At 68.9% G+C, this 21,742-nt stretch carries 23 protein-coding genes and 1 pseudogene; 14 read left to right on the forward strand and 10 right to left on the reverse strand.

What is annotated here, in order from left to right; all coding sequences use genetic code 11:
- Positions 1–12: 12 nt before the first annotated feature.
- The 3 genes from ASE34_RS14190 (at position 13) to ASE34_RS14200 (ending at position 2,957) form a co-directional block, all read left to right on the forward strand.
- Positions 13–1,326, forward strand: a complete 1,314-nt coding sequence (locus tag ASE34_RS14190; protein ID WP_230100400.1) for an MFS transporter — start codon at positions 13–15, stop codon at positions 1,324–1,326.
- Positions 1,327–1,360: 34 nt separating this feature from the next.
- A complete protein-coding gene (arfB, locus tag ASE34_RS14195; protein WP_056279672.1) occupies positions 1,361–1,798 on the forward strand; it encodes an alternative ribosome rescue aminoacyl-tRNA hydrolase ArfB in 438 nt (145 codons plus the stop codon).
- A gap of 67 nt (positions 1,799–1,865) precedes the next feature.
- Positions 1,866–2,957 (forward strand): ATP-binding protein, encoded by a 1,092-nt coding sequence (locus ASE34_RS14200; RefSeq protein ID WP_056279675.1) that lies wholly within the window; start codon positions 1,866–1,868, stop codon positions 2,955–2,957.
- A 21-nt stretch (positions 2,958–2,978) separates the two neighbouring features.
- On the opposite strand, the gene ASE34_RS14205 is transcribed toward ASE34_RS14200, so the two are convergent.
- The 4 genes from ASE34_RS14205 to ASE34_RS14215 all read right to left on the reverse strand — a co-directional run bounded on the left by ASE34_RS14205 (position 2,979) and on the right by ASE34_RS14215 (position 6,824).
- On the reverse strand, positions 2,979–3,926 hold the full coding sequence (locus ASE34_RS14205) for a DUF1214 domain-containing protein (protein ID WP_056279676.1): 948 nt from the start codon (positions 3,924–3,926) through the stop codon (positions 2,979–2,981).
- Positions 3,927–3,989: 63 nt separating this feature from the next.
- Positions 3,990–4,958: a bifunctional lysylphosphatidylglycerol flippase/synthetase MprF gene (locus ASE34_RS18185; RefSeq protein ID WP_235567515.1), complete on the reverse strand. Its 969-nt coding sequence runs from the start codon at positions 4,956–4,958 to the stop codon at positions 3,990–3,992.
- Complete coding sequence (locus tag ASE34_RS18190) at positions 4,955–6,064, reverse strand: hypothetical protein (RefSeq protein ID WP_235567516.1); 1,110 nt, start codon at positions 6,062–6,064, stop codon at positions 4,955–4,957. The genes ASE34_RS18185 and ASE34_RS18190 overlap by 4 nt, the downstream gene beginning before the upstream one ends.
- A gap of 4 nt (positions 6,065–6,068) precedes the next feature.
- Positions 6,069–6,824: a hypothetical protein gene (locus ASE34_RS14215; RefSeq protein ID WP_157538278.1), complete on the reverse strand. Its 756-nt coding sequence runs from the start codon at positions 6,822–6,824 to the stop codon at positions 6,069–6,071.
- Positions 6,825–6,910: 86 nt separating this feature from the next.
- On the opposite strand from ASE34_RS14215, the pseudogene ASE34_RS17850 reads away from it, so the two are divergent.
- Positions 6,911–7,030, forward strand: a pseudogene (locus tag ASE34_RS17850) (PQQ-dependent sugar dehydrogenase); the annotation flags it as partial.
- A 27-nt stretch (positions 7,031–7,057) separates the two neighbouring features.
- Here ASE34_RS17850 and ASE34_RS14220 read toward each other — a convergent pair.
- Positions 7,058–8,047 carry an oxidoreductase gene (locus ASE34_RS14220; RefSeq protein ID WP_200955180.1) on the reverse strand — a complete coding sequence of 330 codons (990 nt, stop codon included), beginning with the start codon at positions 8,045–8,047 and terminating at the stop codon, positions 7,058–7,060.
- Between the two features lie 49 nt (positions 8,048–8,096).
- On the opposite strand from ASE34_RS14220, the gene ASE34_RS14225 reads away from it, so the two are divergent.
- Positions 8,097–8,498 carry a MerR family transcriptional regulator gene (locus tag ASE34_RS14225; RefSeq protein ID WP_056279678.1) on the forward strand — a complete coding sequence of 134 codons (402 nt, stop codon included), beginning with the start codon at positions 8,097–8,099 and terminating at the stop codon, positions 8,496–8,498.
- Between the two features lie 15 nt (positions 8,499–8,513).
- Here ASE34_RS14225 and ASE34_RS14230 read toward each other — a convergent pair whose 3' ends face one another.
- Both ASE34_RS14230 and ASE34_RS14235 read right to left on the reverse strand, forming a co-directional pair.
- Positions 8,514–9,167: a DsbA family protein gene (locus ASE34_RS14230; protein ID WP_056279680.1), complete on the reverse strand. Its 654-nt coding sequence runs from the start codon at positions 9,165–9,167 to the stop codon at positions 8,514–8,516.
- An 84-nt stretch (positions 9,168–9,251) separates the two neighbouring features.
- On the reverse strand, positions 9,252–9,668 hold the full coding sequence (locus ASE34_RS14235) for a hypothetical protein (protein ID WP_230100397.1): 417 nt from the start codon (positions 9,666–9,668) through the stop codon (positions 9,252–9,254).
- An 88-nt stretch (positions 9,669–9,756) separates the two neighbouring features.
- On the opposite strand from ASE34_RS14235, the gene ASE34_RS14240 reads away from it, so the two are divergent.
- From ASE34_RS14240 to ASE34_RS14250, 3 genes are read left to right on the forward strand one after another with little or no spacing between them, the layout of a single operon-like run.
- Positions 9,757–10,125, forward strand: coding sequence for a PLD nuclease N-terminal domain-containing protein (locus ASE34_RS14240; protein ID WP_053097541.1), 369 nt, complete (start codon positions 9,757–9,759; stop codon positions 10,123–10,125).
- The gene (gene menD, locus ASE34_RS14245) at positions 10,122–11,786 is read left to right on the forward strand and encodes a 2-succinyl-5-enolpyruvyl-6-hydroxy-3-cyclohexene-1-carboxylic-acid synthase (protein WP_056279681.1); all 1,665 of its coding nucleotides are present in this window, start codon (positions 10,122–10,124) and stop codon (positions 11,784–11,786) included. Before ASE34_RS14240 ends, menD begins: the two co-directional genes overlap by 4 nt.
- 44 nt (positions 11,787–11,830) lie before the next feature.
- On the forward strand, positions 11,831–12,673 hold the full coding sequence (locus ASE34_RS14250; RefSeq protein ID WP_056279683.1) for a PPK2 family polyphosphate kinase: 843 nt from the start codon (positions 11,831–11,833) through the stop codon (positions 12,671–12,673).
- Between the two features lie 22 nt (positions 12,674–12,695).
- Here the strand turns inward: ASE34_RS14250 and ASE34_RS14255 are convergent, their stop codons facing one another.
- Positions 12,696–13,976, reverse strand: coding sequence for an isochorismate synthase MenF (locus tag ASE34_RS14255; protein ID WP_056279686.1), 1,281 nt, complete (start codon positions 13,974–13,976; stop codon positions 12,696–12,698).
- A gap of 62 nt (positions 13,977–14,038) precedes the next feature.
- Between ASE34_RS14255 and ASE34_RS14260 the strand changes: the two genes are divergently transcribed.
- From ASE34_RS14260 to ASE34_RS14285, 6 genes are all read left to right on the forward strand, one after another.
- Positions 14,039–14,602 carry a hypothetical protein gene (locus ASE34_RS14260; RefSeq protein ID WP_056279688.1) on the forward strand — a complete coding sequence of 188 codons (564 nt, stop codon included), beginning with the start codon at positions 14,039–14,041 and terminating at the stop codon, positions 14,600–14,602.
- A 56-nt stretch (positions 14,603–14,658) separates the two neighbouring features.
- Positions 14,659–15,318, forward strand: coding sequence for a ubiquinone/menaquinone biosynthesis methyltransferase (locus ASE34_RS14265; protein ID WP_222839434.1), 660 nt, complete (start codon positions 14,659–14,661; stop codon positions 15,316–15,318).
- Positions 15,319–15,363: 45 nt separating this feature from the next.
- Positions 15,364–16,425 (forward strand): polyprenyl synthetase family protein, encoded by a 1,062-nt coding sequence (locus ASE34_RS14270; protein WP_053097535.1) that lies wholly within the window; start codon positions 15,364–15,366, stop codon positions 16,423–16,425.
- 58 nt (positions 16,426–16,483) lie between these two features.
- Positions 16,484–17,857, forward strand: a complete 1,374-nt coding sequence (locus ASE34_RS14275) for an FAD-dependent oxidoreductase (protein ID WP_056279692.1) — start codon at positions 16,484–16,486, stop codon at positions 17,855–17,857.
- A gap of 62 nt (positions 17,858–17,919) precedes the next feature.
- Entirely contained in the window at positions 17,920–18,969 is a 1,050-nt protein-coding gene (locus ASE34_RS14280; protein ID WP_056279694.1) for a hypothetical protein, read from the forward strand.
- Positions 18,970–18,996: 27 nt separating this feature from the next.
- Positions 18,997–20,010 (forward strand): alpha/beta hydrolase, encoded by a 1,014-nt coding sequence (locus tag ASE34_RS14285; protein WP_056279696.1) that lies wholly within the window; start codon positions 18,997–18,999, stop codon positions 20,008–20,010.
- Between the two features lie 25 nt (positions 20,011–20,035).
- Here ASE34_RS14285 and ASE34_RS14290 read toward each other — a convergent pair whose 3' ends face one another.
- Both ASE34_RS14290 and ASE34_RS14295 read right to left on the reverse strand, forming a co-directional pair.
- Positions 20,036–20,671: a GntR family transcriptional regulator gene (locus ASE34_RS14290; RefSeq protein ID WP_053097531.1), complete on the reverse strand. Its 636-nt coding sequence runs from the start codon at positions 20,669–20,671 to the stop codon at positions 20,036–20,038.
- 432 nt (positions 20,672–21,103) lie between these two features.
- Positions 21,104–21,592, reverse strand: coding sequence for a YajQ family cyclic di-GMP-binding protein (locus tag ASE34_RS14295; RefSeq protein WP_053097515.1), 489 nt, complete (start codon positions 21,590–21,592; stop codon positions 21,104–21,106).
- Between the last annotated feature and the right edge of the window lie 150 nt (positions 21,593–21,742).

A 21,742-nucleotide genomic window follows, 5' to 3' on the forward strand; every position in this document is an offset into this window, starting at 1 on the left:
TACAGTTTCGGAGTGACTTCACTAAACACATCGCTCGCGCGCAGCGACAAGCGCGCCTGGACCATGCTCATCGTGCTGACGATGCTCACCGTCGTCGGCATGACCGTCGTGCTTCCCGTCCTGCCGTTCGTCGTGCTGCAGTACGTGTCGCACGAAGGCGACCTCGCCATCTGGGTCGGCATCCTCGAAGCGATCAACGGCCTGTGCGCCTTCCTGGTCGCCCCCTTCCTCGGTCGCCTGTCCGACCGCTTCGGGCGACGACCGGTGATCATCGCCGCCGCCTTCGGAGCGGCGTTCGCCATGGCGCTGTTCGGCATCGGGGGAGCGATCTGGGTGCTCGTGCTCGCGCGTGTCATCCAGGGGCTGACCGCCGGCGACCTTCCGGCCCTCTTCGCCTACCTCGCCGACATCACGCCGCCCGAGAAACGCGCTCAGCGGTTCGGTCTGCTCGGTGCGCTCTCGGGAATCGGCATGATGATCGGACCCGCGATCGGCGGACTGCTCGCGGCCGTCAGCCTGCAGCTGCCGGTCTTCCTCACCGCAGCCGTCTCCCTCGTGATCGCGATCCTCAGCATCTTCCTGCTGCCCGAGAGCCTCGCGCCCGAGAACCGGATCGAGCGCATCTCGGTGCGCGAGATCCAGCCGTTCGGCGTCTTCAAGGAAGCGTTCGGACGCAAAGAGCTGCGTGGTCTGATGATCGGATTCGGCCTCCTGGCGCTCCCGTTCGGCTTCTTCGTCAACAACTTCAGCGTGCTCGCGCTGGACTCGATCCAGTGGGGGCCGACGCAGATCGGTCTGCTCACGGCAGGCGTCGGCATCATCGACATCCTCATCCAGGGCGTGCTGCTCGGCATCCTGCTTCCTCGCATCGGCGAGCGCGGCGTGATCATCAGCGGCATCGTGGCGCAGGCGATCGGACTGGCCGGGCTCGCTGTCGTCGCGTCGATCTTCGCGCAGCCGTGGGTGTTCATCGTCGGTGCGCTGATGCTCGCTGCAGGGCAGGGCGCCTCGACCGCAGCGATGGACGGAGCCATGTCGAACGCGGTCGGCGACGACGAGCAGGGCTGGCTGGGCGGAGCGACGCAGTCGCTCAACGCCGCGATGAACACGGCGGCCCCTCTGATCGCCGGTGCGCTCTATGTCACGGTCAGCCATGCGGCTCCCTACTGGCTCGGCGTCGCGCTGATGATCGTCGCCGTGATCGTCGTGTCCCGTGCGCACATCGCGAACACGGCGAAGAAGGATGCGCGGACGCAGGATGCAGGGGCAGAAGTGGAGGCAGGCGCGAGAGGCGTCCCGGTCGCGGCCACTGACGCCCGCAGCTGAGACGCAGGCTCCGCAGCCGGGGGATGATGGACACATGCCCAGTCCTCATCGCCGCGGTCTGCGGGTCTCGTCGGGTCTCACGATCCCCGAGGCCGAGCTGTCGTGGCGTTTCTCGCGGTCGTCGGGCCCCGGCGGACAGAGTGTGAACACGGCGGACTCGCGGGTCGAACTCCTGTGGGATGCCGCGGGCAGTACGGCGCTCACCCCGCACCAGCGTGATCGCCTCCTCGATCGGCTGAGCGGGCGTCTCGTGAACGGCGTGCTGACCATCGCCGCATCCGAGCACCGCGCCCAGCTGCGCAACCGCGACGCCGCACGTGAACGACTCGCGAGCATCGTCGCCGAGGCGCTGCGTCCGCCGGCGCCGCAGCGCCGCGCGACCAAGCCGAGTCGAGGGTCGAAAGAGCGGCGGCTCAAGGCGAAGCAGCGGCGCACCGATGTCAAGCAGCTGCGCAGGCGCCCGAGCGACTGACCCGCGCATCGCACCGACAAGGTGAGGTCCGCTTTCGCCACCCGCCCTCTGCGGGCACTCTGAGTTCATGACCGCACTCACCATCGGCACGCCTCTCGACAGCGGGCTCGGAACCGTCAGCCTCGATCCGCGGCGCTTCAACCGGCACACCTTCTGGTGCGGCCAGAGCGGCAGCGGCAAGACCTACGCGCTGGGCGTCGTGCTCGAGCAGCTCCTGCTCGAGACCGAGCTGCCGATGCTGATCCTCGACCCGAACGCCGACTTCGTGCGGCTGCAGAGCACGCGGCCGTCCGCGGCCCCGCATCACGCCCAGCGCATCGCGGACTCCGACATCCGGGTGTTCCGCTCGGGGCGCGTCGAGGGCGAGCCGTTGCGCGTGCGCTACATCGATCTGTCGCCGGCATCCAAGGCAGCCGTGCTGCGGATGAGTCCGATCCAGGATGCCGAGGAGTACAACGTCCTCCTCCATCTCGATCAGAACGCGAGGCTGCTCGGCTCGGATCGCATCGTGCCCCACCTGCGCGACGGCGGGCACGACGCCCGCAACCGACTCGCCGACCGCATGGAGAACCTGCAGGTGCTGGAGTGGGAGCTCTGGTCCCGCGGCGAGCCGTCGGTCGTCGACGTGATCGAGCAGCGGCCGCGGGTGACGGTGCTCGACCTCGGCGGATTCGACCACCCCGCCGAACCGAAGGTCGCAGCCCTCGCGGTGCTCGAGCACCTGTGGGCTCGTCGCGAGGAGCGAAAGCCCCTGCTCATCGTGATCGACGAGGCGCACAATCTGTGCCCTCCCGACCCGCGCACCGAGGTCGAGCGGGCGCTCACCGAGCAACTCGTGCAGATCGCCGCCGAGGGGCGCAAGTTCGGGCTGTGGCTGTTCCTGTCGACACAGCGGCCGACGAAGATCCATCCGAACGTGCTCTCGCAGTGCGACAACCTCGGTCTGATGCGCGTCAACGCGCCGCGCGACCTGGCGGAGCTGGCCGAGGTGTTCGGCTTCGCGCCGGAGGAGGCGATCCGCAGGTCCCAGACCTTCAGACAGGGTCAGGCCCTCTTCGCCGGGGGGTTCATCGCAGAGCCGACGTTCGTGCAGATGGGGGAGCGACTGACGGAGGAAGCGGGCGGCGACGTCTCGGTGCCGCTCCGCTCGACCCCGTAGCGCCACCCCTCGGGCGCGGGATCAGCTCGCCGTGAGTGCGGGGAACGACCACGTGCCGTCCAGCACTTCTGGTCGAGGTCGGTAGAGACGCACCAGGTAGTTCCACCCTTGAGTGAGGGGAAGCACGTTGGGCAGTGCGGGGTCGCCGCCGAAGCGCACGGTGATCGACCCGTCCGGATCCCGCACGCCCGTCACGCTGTTGACGCTGTATGCACCGGCGTCGTTCGGAGCGAAATAGCCTTCCGCGTCGTACAGCGAGACGGACCAGAAGCCGTCCACCGGCACGTCGCCGACCCGCAGCGTGTACTCGCCGACCGGGAGCCGGGGATCGACGTTGAGGTAGAAGGCCTCGTTCTCGGGCAGACCGCCCCAGGCGGCTGCGGTCCCCAGAAGGTGCCGCACGGGGTCGACGTCCTCGGCTCGACCGAAGCAGCGCTCCAGACCGCCGAGGCCCTTCGCGAGGGTGAGGAGCGCCTGGCGGGTCTCGGCGAAGCTCGATTCGTCGTAGGTCGGCGCAGCGAACTCCCGCGCGCCGGTCGAGCTCACAGCGAGTTCGTCCTGCAGGGCGTTCACGATCGAGACATCATCAGGATCCTCGGAATCCACCAGGATGCGAGTGGCCGCGAGCACGAAATCGGAACCGAGGTCTTCGGCCGAGAGCGAGTGGACGCCGGGGTCGTGCAGCACCCGGTCGATGTAGTGGCCCTCGTTCACCAGCATCACCGAGACGTACCGGTCGCCGGCATCCGGCACGGTGATCGTCGCCCCTTCGGAGATGTCGATGATCGCAGCGCTGTAGAGGGTGTCGCGATTCATCCTGATGACGGTCTGCTGGTCGATCGGCGTCGGCACTCGATAGTGGTTCCACCGGTTGGAACCGTCGGCCGACGCCGCGATCGCGGCGAACATGCGGGCGGTCTCGATCTCGGCGAAGTTCGCGAACGTGACGGGAACGGAGGTGTCGGTCATGGCTTCATCCTGGCGCTGCCGCTCTCGGCGAGCGCGGAATCATCGCCTCAGGAAGGTGAGGCCTCAGTCCTTGCTGCCGCGCACCAGCTCCAGCCCCGCTCCCGCGAACTGCCTCAGCGTCGCATCCGGCAGGAACGCGCGGGTGAGCGCTGTGCCGATCGCCGCGAGATCGCTCTCGTCGCGGAAGAGCAGATACATGGTCTCGTACCGCGGGTGGAACTTCTGCTTGAAGCGGTGCAGCGAGCCGAAGCCGTACACGGGCTCGAGCGCTTCGGCGAGGCGTTCGCTGAGGACGGCGATGATGCCCGCGTCCGGCGGATAGTCGTGCGCGAGCGGAGCACCCGAGAGCGACATGATCTCGGCACCCTCCTCGGAGAACTGCTTCGCGGACGAACCGATCAGGTACTCCATGACGGGTGCGAAGCCGCCGTCGCGGCGGCGCATCAGGTCGAGCGTCCAGCCGCGCACGACGCCGCCTTCGCCATAGACCGGCAGCCACGAGAGGAAGCCGTCGACGTCACCGTTCGGGGCGATCGCGAGAGCGAGTCGCACCTCGCGGTCCTCCGCCTCATCCAGCGTGCCGAGAGTGAACCGCATCTCAGGCAGGTCCTTGTCACCGACCCATGCCTCGGAGATCGCACGCAGCTGCTGCCGTACGCCCCACGATTCGTCCGCCAGGCGCGTCATCCGGAAGGTCATCTCCTCGCGCCCCGCCCGGTTGAGAGAGCTGCGCACCGAGTTCCAGCGCTTGCCGGTGAACTCCAGATCCGGCAGGTCGACGATGGTGTCGTCGGCGACGACCAAGCTGCGCCAGCCGGCGGGCACAGCGGCCCGGGTGGCGTCGTCTGCACTGAAGAAGCACGGGACGAGGCCTGCCAGCTCCGCCGTGCGGATGAACTCCGTGACGGCGACTGCGCGGGATGCGGGCGGCCCGATCGGATCCGCGAGCGCGAGCGCCACACCGGCCCGTCGCTGGTAGGCGACGATCCCGGCATCGCTGCGGGCGTAGCTGTTGCCCTCCCAGGTCGTCATCCACGACAGGTGCCCCCGCCGTGCGCGCGCAGCTCGGTCTTCACGTCGTCGACCGTGGGGGCGGGCTGGATGCCGAGGAGAGACTTGCGCTTCGCCCGGAACGCGCGGCGCACGGCGATCAGGTAGACGAGCAGGATCACCCAGAGGAAGCCGTTGGCGAGCGCGAGCTCCGTCTCGCCGTCCCACCGCAGATCGACCTGCGCCTGCGAGAACACCGTGATGAGGATGAGGACCAGCGCTGCGACCAGGATGTTGAAGAGACCGAGCAGCATCACGAGAACCCACGCCCAGCGACGACCGCGCAGGAGTCCGTTCACGAGCACCACGATGACGACGAGGTCGAGCGCGAGGTCGATGAACCCTCCCGACGCGGGCTCGGTCGGGCCGAACGGGCCGTCGGTGGCGACGAGAGTCGTGATGATCTCGACCGCTCCGAGCACCATGAGCGAGATCACGGCGATCAGACGCTGCTCTCGCACCGTGGTCCGCTGCACACGCAGGGTGCGGTCGACGACGAGGATGAGCAGCACCGCGAGCAAGTGCTCGAGATCGGCGACCGCACCCCAGAACAGCATCGCGATGAACACGAAACCGAGCAGCACGAGCCAGCCGCGCACTCGCCATGGCGGGCGGAAGAGCCCGATCGCGGCGGCGATGCACGCCATGGTGCCGCCGGAGGCGCCGACATCGAGCGCCTGGGCCTGCTCCTGAGCCCAGGCCCAGGGCAGTTGCGAGGCGACGAACAGCACGAGCGCGGTGGCGAGGATCGCGAAGAGCTGTCCGACCCAGTAGTACGCGAGGGCGACCCTGGTGCCACGTCGGTATTCGAGATACGCCATGCCCCAGAATCCCGAGATCGTGAACAGGTACACCCACGGCTCGTTGACGAAGAACGTGCCGGTGAGCGGCGTCCACCACATCCCCTGCGCGAGGTTGGGCAGGCCGTATGCGACGGTGCCGAACAGGTCGGTCTTCTCGAACGGGGTCCACAGGCCCTGCCAGATCACGCCGACGGCGACGATCACAGCCACCATCGCGAGGGTGGCAGGAATGCGCCGCAGTACGGCGGCGACGGGATGCGATGTGGGGGTTCGCGCCTCGGTCATGCGCTCAGCGTAGCGACCGACCGTCGCCTTCCGGAGTGGAACGTCGTGGCGCGTGATGGCTCCATGCCCAGCGGTAGCCGACGCCGCCGAACGTCATGAAGCCGGCGGCGAGCACCAGTCCGGCGACGATGCCGAGCGCGATCGCCCCGGCGAAAGCGCCGCCACCCGCGATCACGGCCGAGCCGACCAGCATCCCCACGACGCAGGCGTTCACGACGATCAGCAGCATGACCGAGCTGCCGAGCAGGATGCTCAGGCGACGGGGACGGAGGAACGAGTACGTGCGCTTCATCCCCGGTTCATCGTCGTGCGGCGAGGCGAGGAAGACATCGGCGACCTCCGGATCCAGGTCGACGTACGCGCCGCGGATGCGGTTCATCGCGACGACGTACATCATGTCCTCCTCCGACACGTTCATCACGCGCACCTGGGTCATGAAGCCGATGACCGCGAGGAACGCGAGGATCGCGAGTGACGCGCCGCCGAACCACCCGCCGAAGTCCGACGCCTGCCCCAGCAGTCCGATGGTCACGAGTCCGGCGGAGACGAGGGTCAGGAAGATCGTGATGCGCGACAGCACCTCGCTCTGCGCGGTGCTGCGGGCGGCGAGAAGCCCCCAGTGCTCGGTGGCGAGAAGCTGCGCACGGCGGCCCAGCACCGCATCCGACTCCCCGCTCGTCCGTGGCGGCGCGACATCGTCGTGCGGCCCTGCCAGCCCCTCCGCAGGCACGGGCTGCTCCACGGAAGCGCCCTCGTTCATATCGGTATTGTGCTCCTGCATCCGACTCTCCGTAATGGGTTCATCGGCGCGCACCAGATCGACGCTGTCGCTCGGCGTCGATTCCGCGTTTGCGCGACGTCGTCGCCGGACCGGACGGCATGCTCTGGGTGCTCACGAACAATACCGACGGACGCGGAAGCCCCTCGCCCGGCGACGACCGCATCCTCCGTCTCGCCGCCGACTGAGGGCAGCAGCCCGACGCGGGCCGCTGCTCAGGCGAAGCCGTCGACTCCCGTCGCGGTGACCGAGAGCGCCCACAGCCGCTCGGCGGCCTCGGGATCGATCGCCCAGTGCTTCACGCCGCCGGTCGTCATGTCCGTGTGCTCGGGCGGGACGATGCCCTTGATCGAGCAGTCCTCGCAGTACGCGCCGCTGCGATCGGCCAGCTCGGGAGCCGTCGCGGCCCAGAGACCCGTCGACGCTCCCTCTGCCGGAGTCTTGAAGCGCGGGTTCGGCGTGCCGTCCTCGTCGATCCAGCCGCGTGAGATCAGCTCCTCACGGGACACGTGCCGCTGCAGGTCGGTCATGATCCCGCCCGGGTGCACCGAGAAGGCGAGGATGCCGCGGGCCGCGCCACGACGGGCCAGCCCGACGGCGAACAGCGCGTTCGCCGTCTTCGACTGCCCGTAGGCGACCCACGGGTCGTAGGGCGTCGTCTCGAAGTCGATGTCCTCGAATCGCACAGGGGAGCGGAAGTGCCCTCCCGAGGAATAGGAGACGACGCGAGCGCCCTCCGGCAGCAGGTCGGCCACTCCGTTGACCAGGGCGAAGTGGCCGAGGTGGTTGGTGCCGAACTGCGACTCGAAGCCCTGCGCGGTGTGACCGAACGGGGTGGCCATGATGCCGGCGACATCGAGCACGAGATCGATCGGGCGTCCGTCGCGACGGACGGTCTCGGTGAACGCTGCCACCGAGTCGAGGTCGCCGAGGTCGGCGCTGCGGACGTCGACCGCGTCGATCCCTGCGAGCGCCTCCTCGGCGGCGTCGAGGCGACGCGCAGGCACGATCACGCGCACTCCGGCATTCGCGAGCGCACGCACCGTCTCGAGTCCGAGTCCCGAGTATCCGCCCGAGACGATCGCGGTCTTGCCCGAGAGGTCGACCCCGGCGATCACCTCGGCCGCAGTGGAGCGGTAGCCGAACTCCGAGGCGAGGGGCTGCTGACGGGCGATCATGTCGAGAGGGGGGAGTGCATCTGTCATGCTCCGACCGTACGATCTAGAGTGCACTCGAAGTCAAGGAGGAGTCCTCGTGGAGGATGTGATCGACACGACGCGCACGTTCAGCATCGGCGAGCTCGCCCGTCTGGCCGGCGTGAGCGTGCACACGCTGCGCTGGTACGAGGCAGAAGGGCTCTTCCCTCGCGACGTGCCGCGCACCCCCGGCGGTCGGAGGGTCTACGCGCACGACTCGCTCGCGTGGCTCGCGCTGCTGGCGCGACTGCGCGAATCCGGCGCCCCCATCGCCCTGCTGCGTGAGTACGCCGCCCTGGTGCGCGCCGGCAGCGGCAACGAGGCCGAGCGTCTCGCCCTGCTGCGCGCGCACGAGCGCTCTCTCGACGCGCAGATCGAGACGCTGATCGCCTGCCGTCAGGTCGTCAGCGCGAAGGCGGGCGCGTACCAGGAGGCGCTCCTCGCCCGAGGACTCCTCTGACGACGGCTCTGCGGGCTACTGCTCCACGGCCTTCTCCAGAGCCGCTTCGAGGTCCCCCCACGCCTCCAGCACCACGGGCTCGCCGTCGATGAAGAAGCTGGGGGTGCTGCGCACTCCGAGCCGCTCGCCGTCGCTCCTGTCGGCCTGCACGCGATCGAGCGTCGCCGGGTCGGTGATCGCCGCATCGTAGGCGGCCATGTCGAGTCCGAGCTCGGCCGCGATTCCCCGGAACACCTCGGGCGTCTCCTCGGACTTCTCGCCCCACTGGGCCTGCGTCTCGAAGAGGCGGTGGTACATGTCCTCGAAGCGGTCCTGCTGTGCCGCGGCTTCGGCGGCGAGAGCGGCCTGCGTCGAGTTGATGTGACCAGGCAGAGGGAAGTACCGCACGACGTAGGTGATCTCGCCCGAATACTTCTCGCGCAGGTCTTCGACGATCGGATAGAACGCTCCGCAGGCCTCGCATTCGAAGTCGAGGAACTCGACGACGGTGACGGCGTCCGGTCCTCCGTCGTCGAGGACGTGCGAGTCGGTGCGCACGGTCTGCCGCTTCTCACCCTCGGGCGACAGGGGTTCTGCGGGGCGCTGCGACAGGGCGTAGGCGACGCCGACGATCGCGAGGACGATCGCGGCGGCGACGGTGATCAGGGCCACCTTGACAGGGGTCTTCATGGGGTTCTCCAACGGTTCGGATCAGGCAGGGTGAGTGAGCCGCGACGAGCGCGGCCGGGGTCGCCGACGAGCGGCGTGCCTGATTCAGGTGCGGGAGACCGAGAGCTGAGCGAGGGTGAGCGCGGGGACGTGCAGACGAGGACCGGCGCGGCTCGGAGCCGAGGCGCGCACCACCGCAGCGCGACCGATCAGCGGCGCGCCTCTGACGGAGCGCAACGAGAGCAGCACGAGGAGGACGCAGCAGAGCGCCGCGACCATGACGATCCCGGCGTCGTCCGACGGAGCGGACTCGACCACGCTCGTCTCGTCGTGGTGCGCCGCGACCGACGCGACGCTCGCGCCCGGAGCGAGGCACAGCGTCGTGTGCGCATCCGCCTTGCCGTGCGACGCCGACCACGCGCCGATCACGAGCAGCAGGGCGAGGCCGAGGGCGAGACCGACCCGGAGGATCAGCATCCGCTCGACGCCCTGGTGACGCAGCAGCATCGACGGGGCAGGCATGGTCCGCGCAGTCTAACAATCGGGCATCGGCGCCCGCGCTGAGCGCCCAGGCAGATCCACGCGTCACAGAGCCGCCTACACTGGAGGGGTGGCGAGACTGTTGATCGTTGGCGGCTTCCTGGCCGCCATATTCTGGGTGTACAGCATCGTCGACTGCGCAGTGCAGCCGCCGACGCGACACCGGGGTGTGCCCAAGGCCGCCTGGATCGCCATCGTCATCCTCATCCCGGTCATCGGGGGCATCCTCTGGTTCACGATCGGCCGACGCCGCGCGAACGACAACGGCGGAGCGATCACGATCATCGCGCCCGACGACGACCCCCAGTTCCTCCGCAGCATCAGCAAGAGCGAGCAGGATGCGCGCATCCGCCGTCTCGAGGAGGAGCTCGCTCGTCTCGAGGACGAGACCGACGACGGAGCCGCACCGGACGGTACGGCGCCGGACGCGCGTCCGTGACCTCATCGCCCGCGACGGATGCTGCGGCATCCCTGATCGCCGACCTGATCGGCCACGGCGTGCGCGATCTCGTGCTCTCGCCGGGGTCTCGATCTCAGGCGCTCGCGCTCGCCGCGGTGCATGCCGCGAATCAGGGGCAGCTGCGTCTGCACGTGCGCATCGACGAGAGGGTCGCAGGATTCACCGCGCTCGGTCTCTCGCGTGAGACGGGTGTGCCCGCGGCGGTGCTCTGCACTTCGGGGACCGCTGCCGCCAACCTCCTTCCCGCAGCGATGGAGGCCTTCCACTCGGGGGTGCCGCTGCTGCTGCTGACGGCCGATCGGCCGCCCGAGCTGCGCGGAGTGGGAGCCAATCAGGCCACCATCCAGCCGGGCATGTTCGCCTCCTGGGTGCGCGAGCAGATCGATGCCCCCGTGCCGGGCGACGGTGACTGGGCGGGTCTCGCGATGCGCGCCGTCGCCGCGGCGATGGGCGCGGATGCCACCCACGGTCTGGCCGGTGTCGCCGGCCCCGTGCACCTGAACCTGCCGTCGCGCGAGCCGCTGTCGGGCGACGTCCCGACCGTCGACATCGTGCCGGGCGACGTGCCCAGACCGGTGGCGGCAGAAGCGCTCCTGCTCGAGCGGGGGCCGCGCACGGTCGTCATCGCCGGCGCCGACGCGGGACCGGATGCCGAAGAGATCGCGCACGCCGGATCCTGGCCGTTGATCGCCGAGATCGTCAGCGGTGCGCGCTTCGGCCGCCAGGTCGTGCACGGCTATCGCGCGCTGTTGGGCGACGACGAGCTGGGCGGTCGCATCGAGCGCGCCGTCGTGCTCGGGCACCCGACGCTCAGCCGTGAGGTGGCTCGCCTGCTGTCGCGGCCGGATGTCGACGTGATCGCCGTCCGACGTGGCGGCGAGGCTCTCGATCTCAACGGCCGCACGACGGCCGCGGCGTCCGTGTCGGTCGCACCCGGCGTCGCCGACCGCGAGTGGCTCGGTGCGTGGCTCACGGCATCCGCGGCTCACGCCGTCGATCTCAGCGAGCGGGCGCCCGACCAGGACGGTCTCACGTCGACCGATCCGTCGGCGCGGCGCGACGCGGTGAAGGCCGAGCTGGCGGCGGTGCGCCGGCCGCTCGACCGTGAGCTGCTCGCCGACGCCGTCTGGCGGGCGACCTGGCCGCACGATCGACTCGTCTTCGGCTCGTCGCGGCTCGTGCGGGTGGCCGATGCGGTGCTCGGTGGCAAGAAGGTCCCGGTGCACGCCAACCGCGGGCTCGCGGGGATCGACGGCACGATCGCCACCGCCACGGGCATCGCGCTCGCCAGTCAGGCCGGGGGAGCGCCCGGGGTCACCCGCGTGCTGCTCGGCGATCTGACTTTCCTGCACGATGTCGGCGCCCTGCTGCTCCCGCCCGACGAGCACGAGCCTCGCATCCAGGTCATCGTGGGCAACGACGGCGGCGGCACGATCTTCGACGGCCTCGAGGTCGCGGGCACGGCGGATCGGGCCGATCTCGATCGCGCGTTCTACACGCCGCACGCGGTGCGGCTCGAGCAGCTGGCACTCGCGTACGGATGGGAGTACCAGCGCGTGACGACCCGCACGGCACTCGACCAGGCCCTCACCACCCCGGCCGGTGGCCGTCAGCTGATCGAGGTCCCGCTGTCCCGCTGAGGATCTTCGCCTCCGCTGCGGATGCGCAGTGGCAGGATGAACGCATGACAGCGCATGAGTGGGCCAAGGCCCTCCAGGTCGGCGACGGATTCCGCCTCTCCGACCTCGATCCGCAGAGCACACCCGGCTACAGCGGCGCGAAAGCCGACGGCAAGCGCGATCTCGAGGTGGGCCTCGACGAGCTCAATCAGCTGCAGGAGCGGCTCTTCGCCGAGAGCCGCGTCGGCGTGGCGAAGGACTCGGTGCTGCTGATCCTGCAGGCGATGGACTCCGCGGGCAAGGGAGGCATCGTGCGCCACGTGGTCGGCGGGGTCGATCCGCAGGGCGTCGCACTCACGGCGTTCAAGGCGCCGACCGACGAAGAGCTCGAGCACGACTTCCTGTGGCGTGTGTCCAGGCGCCTCCCGGAGCCCGGGTTCATCGGCGTCTTCGACCGCTCGCACTGCGAGGACGTGCTGATCGGTCGGGTGCGTTCGCTGGCCCCGGCGGACGAGATCGAGCGCCGGTACGACGCGATCAACGAGTTCGAGGCCGCGGTCGCCGCATCGGGCACGCGCATCGTCAAGGTCATGCTGCACATCTCGCCCGACGAGCAGAAGTCGAGACTGATGGAGCGGCTCGAGCGACCCGACAAGCACTGGAAGTACAACCCGGGCGATGTCGACGAGCGACTGCTGTGGGACGACTACATGGCGGCGTATCAGATCATGTTCGAGCGCACCTCGACCGAGCCGGCTCCGTGGCATGTGATCCCGGCGAACCACAAGTGGTTCGCCCGCCTCGCCGTGCAGGAGCTGCTGCTCGACGCGCTGCAGCGGATCGATCCGCAGTGGCCGGCGGCCGACTTCGATGTCGACGCGGAGAAGGAGCGGCTCGTGGCGAGCTGACCGCGGCCGGTCCGGGCGCGGGTCAGGCGAGCGCGTCGACCAGCGGACGGAACTTGACCCGGGTCTCGAGCAGCTCGGACTCGGGGTCGGAGCCCGCGACGATGCCTGCGCCCGCGTAGGCGGTGACGGCGATGTCGGTCTCGGCGGGGGTGAACTGCGCGCAGCGCAGCGCGATCGCCCACTCGCCGTTGCCGGCCGCGTCGACCCATCCCACCGGACCGGCGTACCGTCCACGGTCGAACGGCTCGAGCTCGCGGATCGCCGCGATCGCCGCAGACGTCGGGGTGCCGGCCACGGCGGCGGTCGGATGCAGGGCCCCGACCAGGTCGAGTGACGAGCCGCCATCGGCCAGCTCGCCCTCGACGTCGGTCGCCAGGTGGAAGAGGTTCGGCAGCTTGAGCAGGAACGGCTGCTCGCTCGCCGCCAGTGCGCGGGTGTGCGGACGCAGCGAGGCCAGCACGCTCTGCACCGCGTACTCGTGCTCGTCGAGGTCCTTGGTGCTGGAGGCCAGGTGGCTGGATGCGACGGTGTCGGCATCCGCGTCGGCTCCGCGACCGATCGTTCCGGCGAGCACGCGGGCGGTGACGGTGCGCTGCTGCACGGTGACGAGGGTCTCGGGACTCGCGCCGATCAGCCCGTCGACAGCGAACGCCCACGTGTCGGGGTATCCGGTCGACAGCGCGCGCACGAGTCGACGCAGGTCGGAACCGGCCGGGATGCTGCCGGTGAGGTCGCGTGCGAGCACGACCTTGCTGAGCTCGCCGGCGGCGATGCGTTCGAGTGCCTGGCGCACCGAGTCCTGATAGCCCTGCGGGCTCTGGGCACCGGGGCCGACGGTGCCGGCCCAGTGCGGGCCGTAGGCGATCGTCGCCGCTTCTGGCCGCGGCTCGGTTGCAGTGGGCCGCGGCGCGGGCGCGGGTGCCGACGCCGAGCGCATGCGGGTGATCCAGGTGCGCCCGTGGTGTCGACCGATCACGAGCGCCGGCACGACGAGGATGCTGTCGGCGGCGGAGTCCTCGTCGAAGGTCAGCGCACCGAAGGCGACCAGTCCGGAGCCGGGGAGCCCGAGCTCGTCGTCGATCTCGGCATCCTGCGCGAGCTCTCGCCATGCCCGAGCGATCGCAGCGGATCGCAGGGCCGCTGCGCCGGCGGGGATGCGGACCGTCTCGACGATGGCGTCGCCGACGGCGACGATGCCGTCGCCGCGGCGCAGCCAGGCGAGAGGCCGCGACGGGTCGGCGTAGGCCAGGAGATCCTCGACCGGATCGATCTCACGGGTCTCCACGACCAGCCTGCTGCTCACCCCTCCAGCCTAGTTCGTCACCCGTCGACCGGGATGTGACAGGCCACGCCTACGCTGAGTGCATGAGCGACGTCCGCCCCGCACCCGGCACCGAGATGATCTTCCAGTGGCGCAAGTGGGACGGGTCTCCGCACTGGCGTCATGAGTGCGTGTACCTCGGCGCCGACGAATGGGGCGACTGGCTCGGCCAGCCCGTCGGCTGGTCGAGCGCTCGACCGGGCGCGGGCTACATCGCCGAGGCCCCCAATGTCACGCTCGTGCCGAGGCGGTCCGACTTCGCCCTGACCGTGAACCGTGACCACCCGAAGGGCATGCGGATCTACATCGACATCGGATGGGAGGTGCGCTGGTCGGACGACCCGCTCCTCGCCGTCGGCATCGACATGGACCTCGACGTCGTGCGGGTCGAGGGTCCGCGCGGCACATGGGTCGACGACCGCGACGAGTGGGCCGAGCACAGCGTGAGCTACGGATACCCCGCCGAGATCATGGCCGGACTCGAGGCTCTGGCCCTCGATCTCGAGCGGCGGGTGCGAGATCGCCTCGCCCCTTTCGACGATGCCACGCCGGATCTCTGGCTCGACCGCCTCGACGCGCTGCACCTCGCGCCTAGACTGGGCGTGTGACCTCGAACGAAGCCAACCGCGCCGATCTCGGCAAGGACCCCGCCCGCGTCAGCGGCATGTTCGACCAGGTCGCCGCGGGCTACGACCGGACGAATACGGCGATGACGGTCGGCAACGACGCGCTCTGGCGCGCGGCCACGACGAGGGCCGTCGCCCCGAAGCCGGGGGAGAAGATCCTCGACCTCGGTGCGGGCACCGCGTCCTCGTCGGCATCCCTCGCCCGCAGCGGTGCGCAGGTCGTCGCCGCCGACTTCTCGCCGGGCATGCTCGCCGAGGGGCAGCGCCGCCACGGCAGCATCCGCAATCTCTCGTTCGTGCAGGCGGATGCCACCGATCTGCCGTTCGACGACGGCGAGTTCGACGCCGTCACCATGTCGTACGCGCTGCGCAACGTCAACGACCCGAAGAAGGCGCTGCGTGAGCTGCTGCGCGTCACGAAGCCGGGCGGTCGTCTGGTGATCAACGAGTTCTCGACCCCGCCGGGCTCGGTCTTCCGCGCCGCGTACCGCTTCTACAACTCGCAGGTGCTTCCTCGGGTGGCTCGCGTCGCCGGCACCAACGGCGACGCCTACGACTACCTGAACGAGTCGATCCGTGACTGGCCCGACCAGAAGAAGCTCGCCGCGTGGATCCGCGAGGCCGGGTGGACCGAGGTCGAATACCGCAACCTCTCGTTCGGTATCGTCGCGCTGCACCGGGCGTTCAAGCCCGCGTGAATGCGACGCGCGTACCTGCCCAGCTGACGACGGTAGGCTGAGACCGTGACTTCGAGCCGCGTAGCCCCGGGTTCGCGACTGGCGAGCCGTCTCGGTTTCAGCGACCGTGTCTTCATCGGCACCGCCGGTCGACGCATCGCGCAGGCGATCGAAGACGGGCTCGAGCTCGTCGAGACCGGTCTTGCCGACGACGTGCGTGTGGCCGATCCGCTCGCCGATGCCGCCAGCCGCTATCTGTACGAGGCGGGGGGCAAGCGCATCCGCCCCGTGCTGACGCTGCTCGCGGCCCAGCTCGGCGACGGCAACACCGATCAGGTGATCGATGTCGCGAAGGCGCTCGAGATCACCCATCTCGGCTCGCTGTATCACGACGACGTCATGGACGGTGCGGATCGCCGTCGCGGAGTGCCCGCGGCGCAGACCGTGTGGGGCAACAACATCGCGATCCTGACCGGCGACATCCTCTTCTCCCGTGCGAGCCAGCTGATGTCGCGTCTGGGTGAGCGGGCCATCCGGCTGCAGGCCGACACCTTCGAGCGCCTCGTCCTCGGACAGATGCACGAGACGATCGGCGCTCAGCCCGACGATGATCCCATCGAGTTCTACCTCCAGGTGCTGGCCGACAAGACCGGCTCTCTCATCGCCGCGGCGACGCAGGGCGGCGTGATCTTCTCCAACGCACCGTCGGAGTACGAAGAGCCGCTGCGCGTGTACGGCGAGAAGATCGGCGTCGCCTTCCAGCTGCTCGACGACGTGATCGACCTGTCGGCGAAGCCCGAGGACACCGGCAAGGTGCCGGGCACCGACCTGCGGGCCGGGGTTCCGACGATGCCGTACCTGCTGCTGAAGGCCGAGGCCGATGACGCCTCGATCGGTCTCGCCGCTCGCATCGACGACGGGGTGGCGCGCATCGCCGAAGGGGCCGACCCCGCGATCCTCGACGGACCGCTGACCGAGCTCCGCGACCACGTCGGAACGCAGAAGACCCTCGCGCTCGCGCACTCCTGGACTCAGGATGCGATCGACGCGCTCGCCCCGCTCCCGCGTGGCACCGTGCGCGAAGCGCTCACTCGTTTCGCAGAGACCCTCGTCGAACGCTCCAGCTGATCGCATCGCGGCCCTCGGCCGCGTGCGCCGGGCGTGACGGCATACGAAAGGACCCCTTATGACCAAGCTCAGACTGGCCATCGTCGGAGCGGGCCCCGCCGGCATCTACGCAGCAGACATCCTGCTGAAGGCCGAGCGCAAGTTCGACGTCTCCATCGATCTCTTCGAGCAGCTCCCCGCCCCCTACGGCCTGGTCCGCTACGGCGTCGCCCCCGACCACCCGCGCATCAAGGGCATCGTCAACGCGCTGCGCGATGTGCTCGACCGCGGTGACATCCGTCTGTTCGGCAACGTGCGGTTCGGTGAGGACATCACCCTCGACGACCTGAAGAAGCACTACAACGCGGTCATCTTCGCCACCGGCGCGATCCGTGACACGACGCTCGACATCCCCGGTATCGACGCGGTCGGCGCCTACGGGGCAGCAGACTACGTGAGCTGGTTCGACGGCCACCCCGATGTGCCGCGCGAGTGGCCGCTCGACGCCGCATCCGTCGGTGTGCTGGGCAATGGCAACGTCGCTCTCGACGTCGCCCGCATGCTGGCGAAGCACGCCGAAGACCTGCTCGTCACCGAGGTGCCGGAGAACGTCTACGAGGGTCTCCAGGCGAGCGCCGTCACCGATGTGCACGTGTTCGGACGCCGCGGACCCGCTCAGGTCAAGTTCACCCCGCTCGAGCTGCGTGAGCTCGGCGAGCTGCGTGACGTCGACATGGTCGTCTACGACGAGGACTTCGACTACGACGAGGCGTCGAAAGACGCGGTGGCCAGCAACAAGCAGGTCATGGTGATCGACCGCATCCTGCAGTCGTGGCGCAAGCGCGACTCGGTCAACAATGCGGGAGGCACGGCATCGCGTCGTCTGCACCTGCACTTCTGGGCCCGCCCGGTCGAGGTCCGCAAGGACGACGCCGGTCGCGTCGCGGCCCTCGTCTACGAGCGCACGAAGCCCGACGGACAGGGCGGTGCCGTGGGCACGGGCGAGATGCGCGAGGTTCCGCTGCAGGCGCTCTACCGCGCCATCGGCTACTTCGGCTCGCCGCTTCCGGGCGTCCCCTTCGACAAGAAGCACGGCGTCATCCCCAACCGCGAGGGCCAGGTGCTCGCCAAGGACTCGAACCAGCAGATGCCCGGCATCTACGCGACAGGGTGGATCAAGCGCGGACCGGTCGGCCTGATCGGCCACACCAAGTCGGATGCCATGGAGACCGTGCGGCACATCATCAACGACCAGGGCTCGTGGTGGCACCCGGAGGACCCGTCTGAAGAGGCGATCCCCGCCCTGCTGCTCGAGCGCGGTGTGAACTGGACCGACCTCGAAGGCTGGCACCGGCTCGACGAGCACGAGGTCGCTCTCGGTGCGCCGCACGAGCGCGCGCGCGTCAAGGTCGTGCCGCGTGACGAGATGGTGCGCGTCTCCCGCGGAGAGTGACCGACACCGGATCGTTGTCGGCACCCGGTGCGCCTGCGGGGCGGCATCCGTAGGGTGAAGGGATGCGACTGCGATCCCTGATCGTCCTCGGCACCGCCGCTCTGCTGCTGGTGTCAGGGTGCACTGCCGAGCCGGCCGCCGAGCCGAAGCCGTCAGCGTCGCCGTCTGCAACGGCGTCGTCGACCGGCACACCGTCCCCGACGCCGGCGCCGATCGTCGAACCGGCGGCGGCGTTCGATGTGACGTGCGACGACGTCGCCGCCACCATGGCCGAACTCGTGGGGGAGCCGTCGACGCCGGTCGCACCGGCGCTGTCGCTGGTGTCTGCGATGGGCTGGCTGCCAGGCCCCGGGCAGTACATGTTCCAGCGCGCAGGGGGGATCGCGTGCTCCGCGGGTGACACGGAGCGCAGCTGGGAGGTCACGATCGTGCCGGATGCCCAGGCTGTGATCGCCGGCGCGACCGAGCGTCAGGGCTTCTGGGGTGAGCAGGCGAGTTGCGAGGACGGGCGCTGCGGCTTCGAGCTTCCCGACGGAGACGTGCTGCTGTCGGCCACCGTCGTCGACCCCGATCTGGGAGCGGATGACACCGCTCCGATCGAAGAGGCGCTGCGTCGGATCGCCGCCTCGGCGGCTGCGAGCCTGCGCGACGTCGACTACGTCGAGAGCGACATCGTCGGTGCGCCGTGCGAGCGCTTCATCACACCGGAGCAGGTGAATGCCGAATTCGGAGTGACGGATGCCGCGCTCTTCTCGGACTTCGGCGGCTGGGGCATCCCAGCGGAGGTGTACGAGGTCGTCAACGGATCGCGCATCTGCTATTTCAAGTCGGCCGGGAGCGAGTACGAAGGATCCAGCTATCTGATGCTCACGACGCTTCCCGCCGGGGCATGGGCGTTCGAGAAGATCGACGGCGAACCCGTCGAACTCGAGGGAGCCGATGCCGCCACGGCGAGCGCGGGTGCGAACGGCGAGAAGATCGTCGACGTGCGAGTCGGTCCGGACTGGATCCGGCTGGTGACCTTCGACAACGGAGCCGGGGCCGCTGATCCGGCACCACTCGCGCAGCAGGTCGTGCGCAGCCTCACGGGCGGACACACCGCTCCCCAGTAGTCGACACCGTTTCGATAGCCTGGCGGCATGCCTGAGTGGATACCGGACGTCCTCGGCGACGAGTTCGAGCAGCTCACGCTCGAGCTCGGCGAGGACGATGAGGGACCGCTCGTCGCCACGCTCGTGCGTGCGGTGCCGCGGGACCGGCCCTGGTGGGACCGGCTGCGCGGGCAGAGCCTCCCGCTGGACGATGTCGACGTGCTCTATGTGCACGGCTGGTCGGACTACTTCTTCCAGAAGCGGCTCGCTCGATTCTGGACGTCTCGCGGGGCGCGCTTCTTCGCGCTCGACCTGCGCAAGTACGGCCGGAGTCTGCGCGATGGGCAGACTCCCGGCTACATCACCGACCTCGTCGCGTACGACGAGGACATCGCCGCGGCTCTGTCCGCGATGGGGCACGGGACTGGAGCCGCGGCATCCCCCCGGCGGCTCGTGCTGCTCGGCCACTCGACCGGCGGACTCACCCTGAGCCTGTGGGCGTCGCGGCACCGCGAGACGGCGGATGCCGTGATCCTGAACAGCCCCTGGCTCGAGTTCCAGGTCGCTTCCGCCCGCCCGCTCATCGCTCCGGTCGCCGAGCTGCAGGCCAGGTGGGCTCCTCGGGAGGTCGCGCCGCAGGTCGATCTCGGCTTCTACACCCGCGCGCAGCAGGAGGTCGCCGACCCCGACGATCCGGTCGAGGTGAACCTCCTCTGGCGTCCGGCGCAGACGATGGCCGTCCACGCGGGGTGGTTCCACGCGATCCTCACCGGACACGCCAAGGTCGCGGCGGGGCTGACGATCGACGCGCCCGTGTGCGTGCTGCTGTCCGCGCGCTCAGCGACGCCCACGCGATGGTCGGAGGACCTCACCCGAGCAGACTCGGTCTTGGTCGTCGACGACATCGCGCGGGCGTCGCTGAAGCTCGGTCCGTCTGTCACCGTCGAGCGCATCGACGGAGCCCTGCACGACGTCTTCCTCTCGCGGCATGGGGCCAGAGAGGAAGCGTATCGCCGCCTCGACCGATGGGTCAGAGGCTGGACGGCCGCGCGCCGACAGTGATCAGGCGCAGTGTCCGACCCAGTGGTCAGACGTAGTGCATCAGACGTGCCTGCTGCTCGGCCTCGTCGGCATCGCCGCGCAGCACCGCGTCGTGGAAGTCTCGGTAGACCTGGAGCATGCGCTCGCGGTCGTTCTCGGGCACGCTCCAGCCGCGGAGATTGCGGAAGAGAGCCATGCTCGCGTCGTTGATCAGCACCTGGTGCTGCGCGTTACGACTGCGCGCGCTGAGGAACGAGAACACCGCCCACCGTGTGTTGGAGATGTGCACGTCGTCATCGAGCGCCGTGTACATCTCCTCGACCAGTGCGGCGAGACTCTCGCGGTCCTGCTGGCTCATCCGCGCGACGCCCATCCGCGCGGCCATCCCCGCCTGATACCCCGCGAACTCGAGCGTCTGCTCGACGGTCTCTGCCGTGACGGCGGTGACCTCGGTGTATCTGCTCGGGTACATCGTCACGAGCCCGAGACGCTCGAGACGCTGTAACGCCTCTCGCACCGGAGTCCGTGACACATGCAGTTCTTCGGCGACGTCGACATCGCGGATGCGATACCCCGGCTCCAGCACACCGTCGACGATCTGCGCGCCGATGTGCTGAAACACCTCCTCCGCCAAGAGCTGCTTGCTTTCTCGAATACTCGTCATCGAGTTGTTGGTGTTCATGGACTGCCCCCAGTTGCTTTCCAGATCCGGGCTCCCCATGATGTGCCCGGACGGCCACTACATCACGAAGTGGATCGCGATGCCAATAATCCACAGACGAGTTTTCCGACGATCACGCAGGCGCTTGTCGTCGGCGCGTCGTCGCAGGATTGAGTACGGGTGATTCTGTGGTCGGCGAGTGTTGGGACACTCGCCGACCACAGACGATGGCGTGCACGGAGCTGAACTGCGCCCAGTCCCCACAAGGCGGGAACCGCGATCCGCGAAGCGCGGAACCGTGGTTCGGCAGCGCGTCATGCATCGCCGCATCGTCTGTCGCATCGGGACGCGACTGCATCCAGTCTCGGTCACTCCGACCCATATATCGGAATGGGATCCGAGGGCACAGAAAAGGGGACGGATGCGGCGGCATCCGTCCCCTGCGTTGTGGGATCAGCGGTAGTTGATGAACTGCAGGTCGAGATCGAGATCCGCGCCCTTGAGCAGCGCGATCACCGACTGGAGGTCGTCGCGGCTCTTCGACTGCACGCGCAGCTCGTCGCCCTGGATCTGGCTCTTCACGCCCTTCGGACCCTCGTCGCGGATGAGCTTGTTGATCTTCTTCGCGTTCTCCGAGGAGATGCCGTCCTTGAGGGTCGAGACGATGCGGAACTCCTTGCCGCTGGCGAAGGGTTCGCCCGACTCGAGGCTCTTGAGCGAGATGCCGCGCTTGATGAGCTTCGACTGGAAGACGTCGAGAACGGCCTTCGCGCGCTCCTCGGTGCCGGCGATGATCAGGATCTGCTCGCCGCTCCAGGCGATGGAGGCGCCCGTGCCCTTGAAGTCGTAGCGCTGCTCGATCTCCTTGCGCGCCTGGTTCAGGGCGTTCTCGGCCTCCTGGTGATCCACTTTCGAGACGATGTCAAAGGAACTGTCAGCCATACGCAAAGTGTATCGACACCGCCGTTTTCACGCTCGCTTGGAAGCGCTTCCATCGACTCTCACGCACCAATCCGCGGTTACAGCTTGATATCGAAGGGCTTTTGCATTGCGATTCCCGTCGTTCTCGATGCATACTGTAAGCGCTTGCAG

Source organism: Microbacterium sp. Root280D1 (assembly GCF_001428975.1).
Classification (GTDB): Bacteria; Actinomycetota; Actinomycetes; order Actinomycetales; family Microbacteriaceae; genus Microbacterium.

Bases quoted from the DNA above. Each gene is read 5' to 3' on its own strand.
- ASE34_RS14265 (WP_222839434.1), top strand. From the start codon at position 14,659: ATGTTCGACCAGGTCGCCGCGGGCTACGACCGGACGAATACGGCGATG.
- ASE34_RS14235 (WP_230100397.1), bottom strand. From the start codon at position 9,668: ATGCCTGCCCCGTCGATGCTGCTGCGTCACCAGGGCGTCGAGCGGATG.
- ASE34_RS14285 (WP_056279696.1), top strand. From the start codon at position 18,997: ATGCCTGAGTGGATACCGGACGTCCTCGGCGACGAGTTCGAGCAGCTC.
- ASE34_RS14200 (WP_056279675.1), top strand. From the start codon at position 1,866: ATGACCGCACTCACCATCGGCACGCCTCTCGACAGCGGGCTCGGAACC.
- ASE34_RS14280 (WP_056279694.1), top strand. From the start codon at position 17,920: ATGCGACTGCGATCCCTGATCGTCCTCGGCACCGCCGCTCTGCTGCTG.
- ASE34_RS18185 (WP_235567515.1), bottom strand. From the start codon at position 4,958: ATGACGACCTGGGAGGGCAACAGCTACGCCCGCAGCGATGCCGGGATC.
- ASE34_RS14260 (WP_056279688.1), top strand. From the start codon at position 14,039: ATGAGCGACGTCCGCCCCGCACCCGGCACCGAGATGATCTTCCAGTGG.
- ASE34_RS14290 (WP_053097531.1), bottom strand. From the start codon at position 20,671: ATGAACACCAACAACTCGATGACGAGTATTCGAGAAAGCAAGCAGCTC.
- ASE34_RS14230 (WP_056279680.1), bottom strand. From the start codon at position 9,167: ATGAAGACCCCTGTCAAGGTGGCCCTGATCACCGTCGCCGCCGCGATC.
- ASE34_RS14295 (WP_053097515.1), bottom strand. From the start codon at position 21,592: ATGGCTGACAGTTCCTTTGACATCGTCTCGAAAGTGGATCACCAGGAG.
- ASE34_RS14220 (WP_200955180.1), bottom strand. From the start codon at position 8,047: ATGACAGATGCACTCCCCCCTCTCGACATGATCGCCCGTCAGCAGCCC.
- ASE34_RS14275 (WP_056279692.1), top strand. From the start codon at position 16,484: ATGACCAAGCTCAGACTGGCCATCGTCGGAGCGGGCCCCGCCGGCATC.
- ASE34_RS14205 (WP_056279676.1), bottom strand. From the start codon at position 3,926: ATGACCGACACCTCCGTTCCCGTCACGTTCGCGAACTTCGCCGAGATC.
- arfB (WP_056279672.1), top strand. From the start codon at position 1,361: ATGCCCAGTCCTCATCGCCGCGGTCTGCGGGTCTCGTCGGGTCTCACG.
- ASE34_RS14215 (WP_157538278.1), bottom strand. From the start codon at position 6,824: ATGAACGAGGGCGCTTCCGTGGAGCAGCCCGTGCCTGCGGAGGGGCTG.
- ASE34_RS14250 (WP_056279683.1), top strand. From the start codon at position 11,831: ATGACAGCGCATGAGTGGGCCAAGGCCCTCCAGGTCGGCGACGGATTC.
- ASE34_RS18190 (WP_235567516.1), bottom strand. From the start codon at position 6,064: ATGACCGAGGCGCGAACCCCCACATCGCATCCCGTCGCCGCCGTACTG.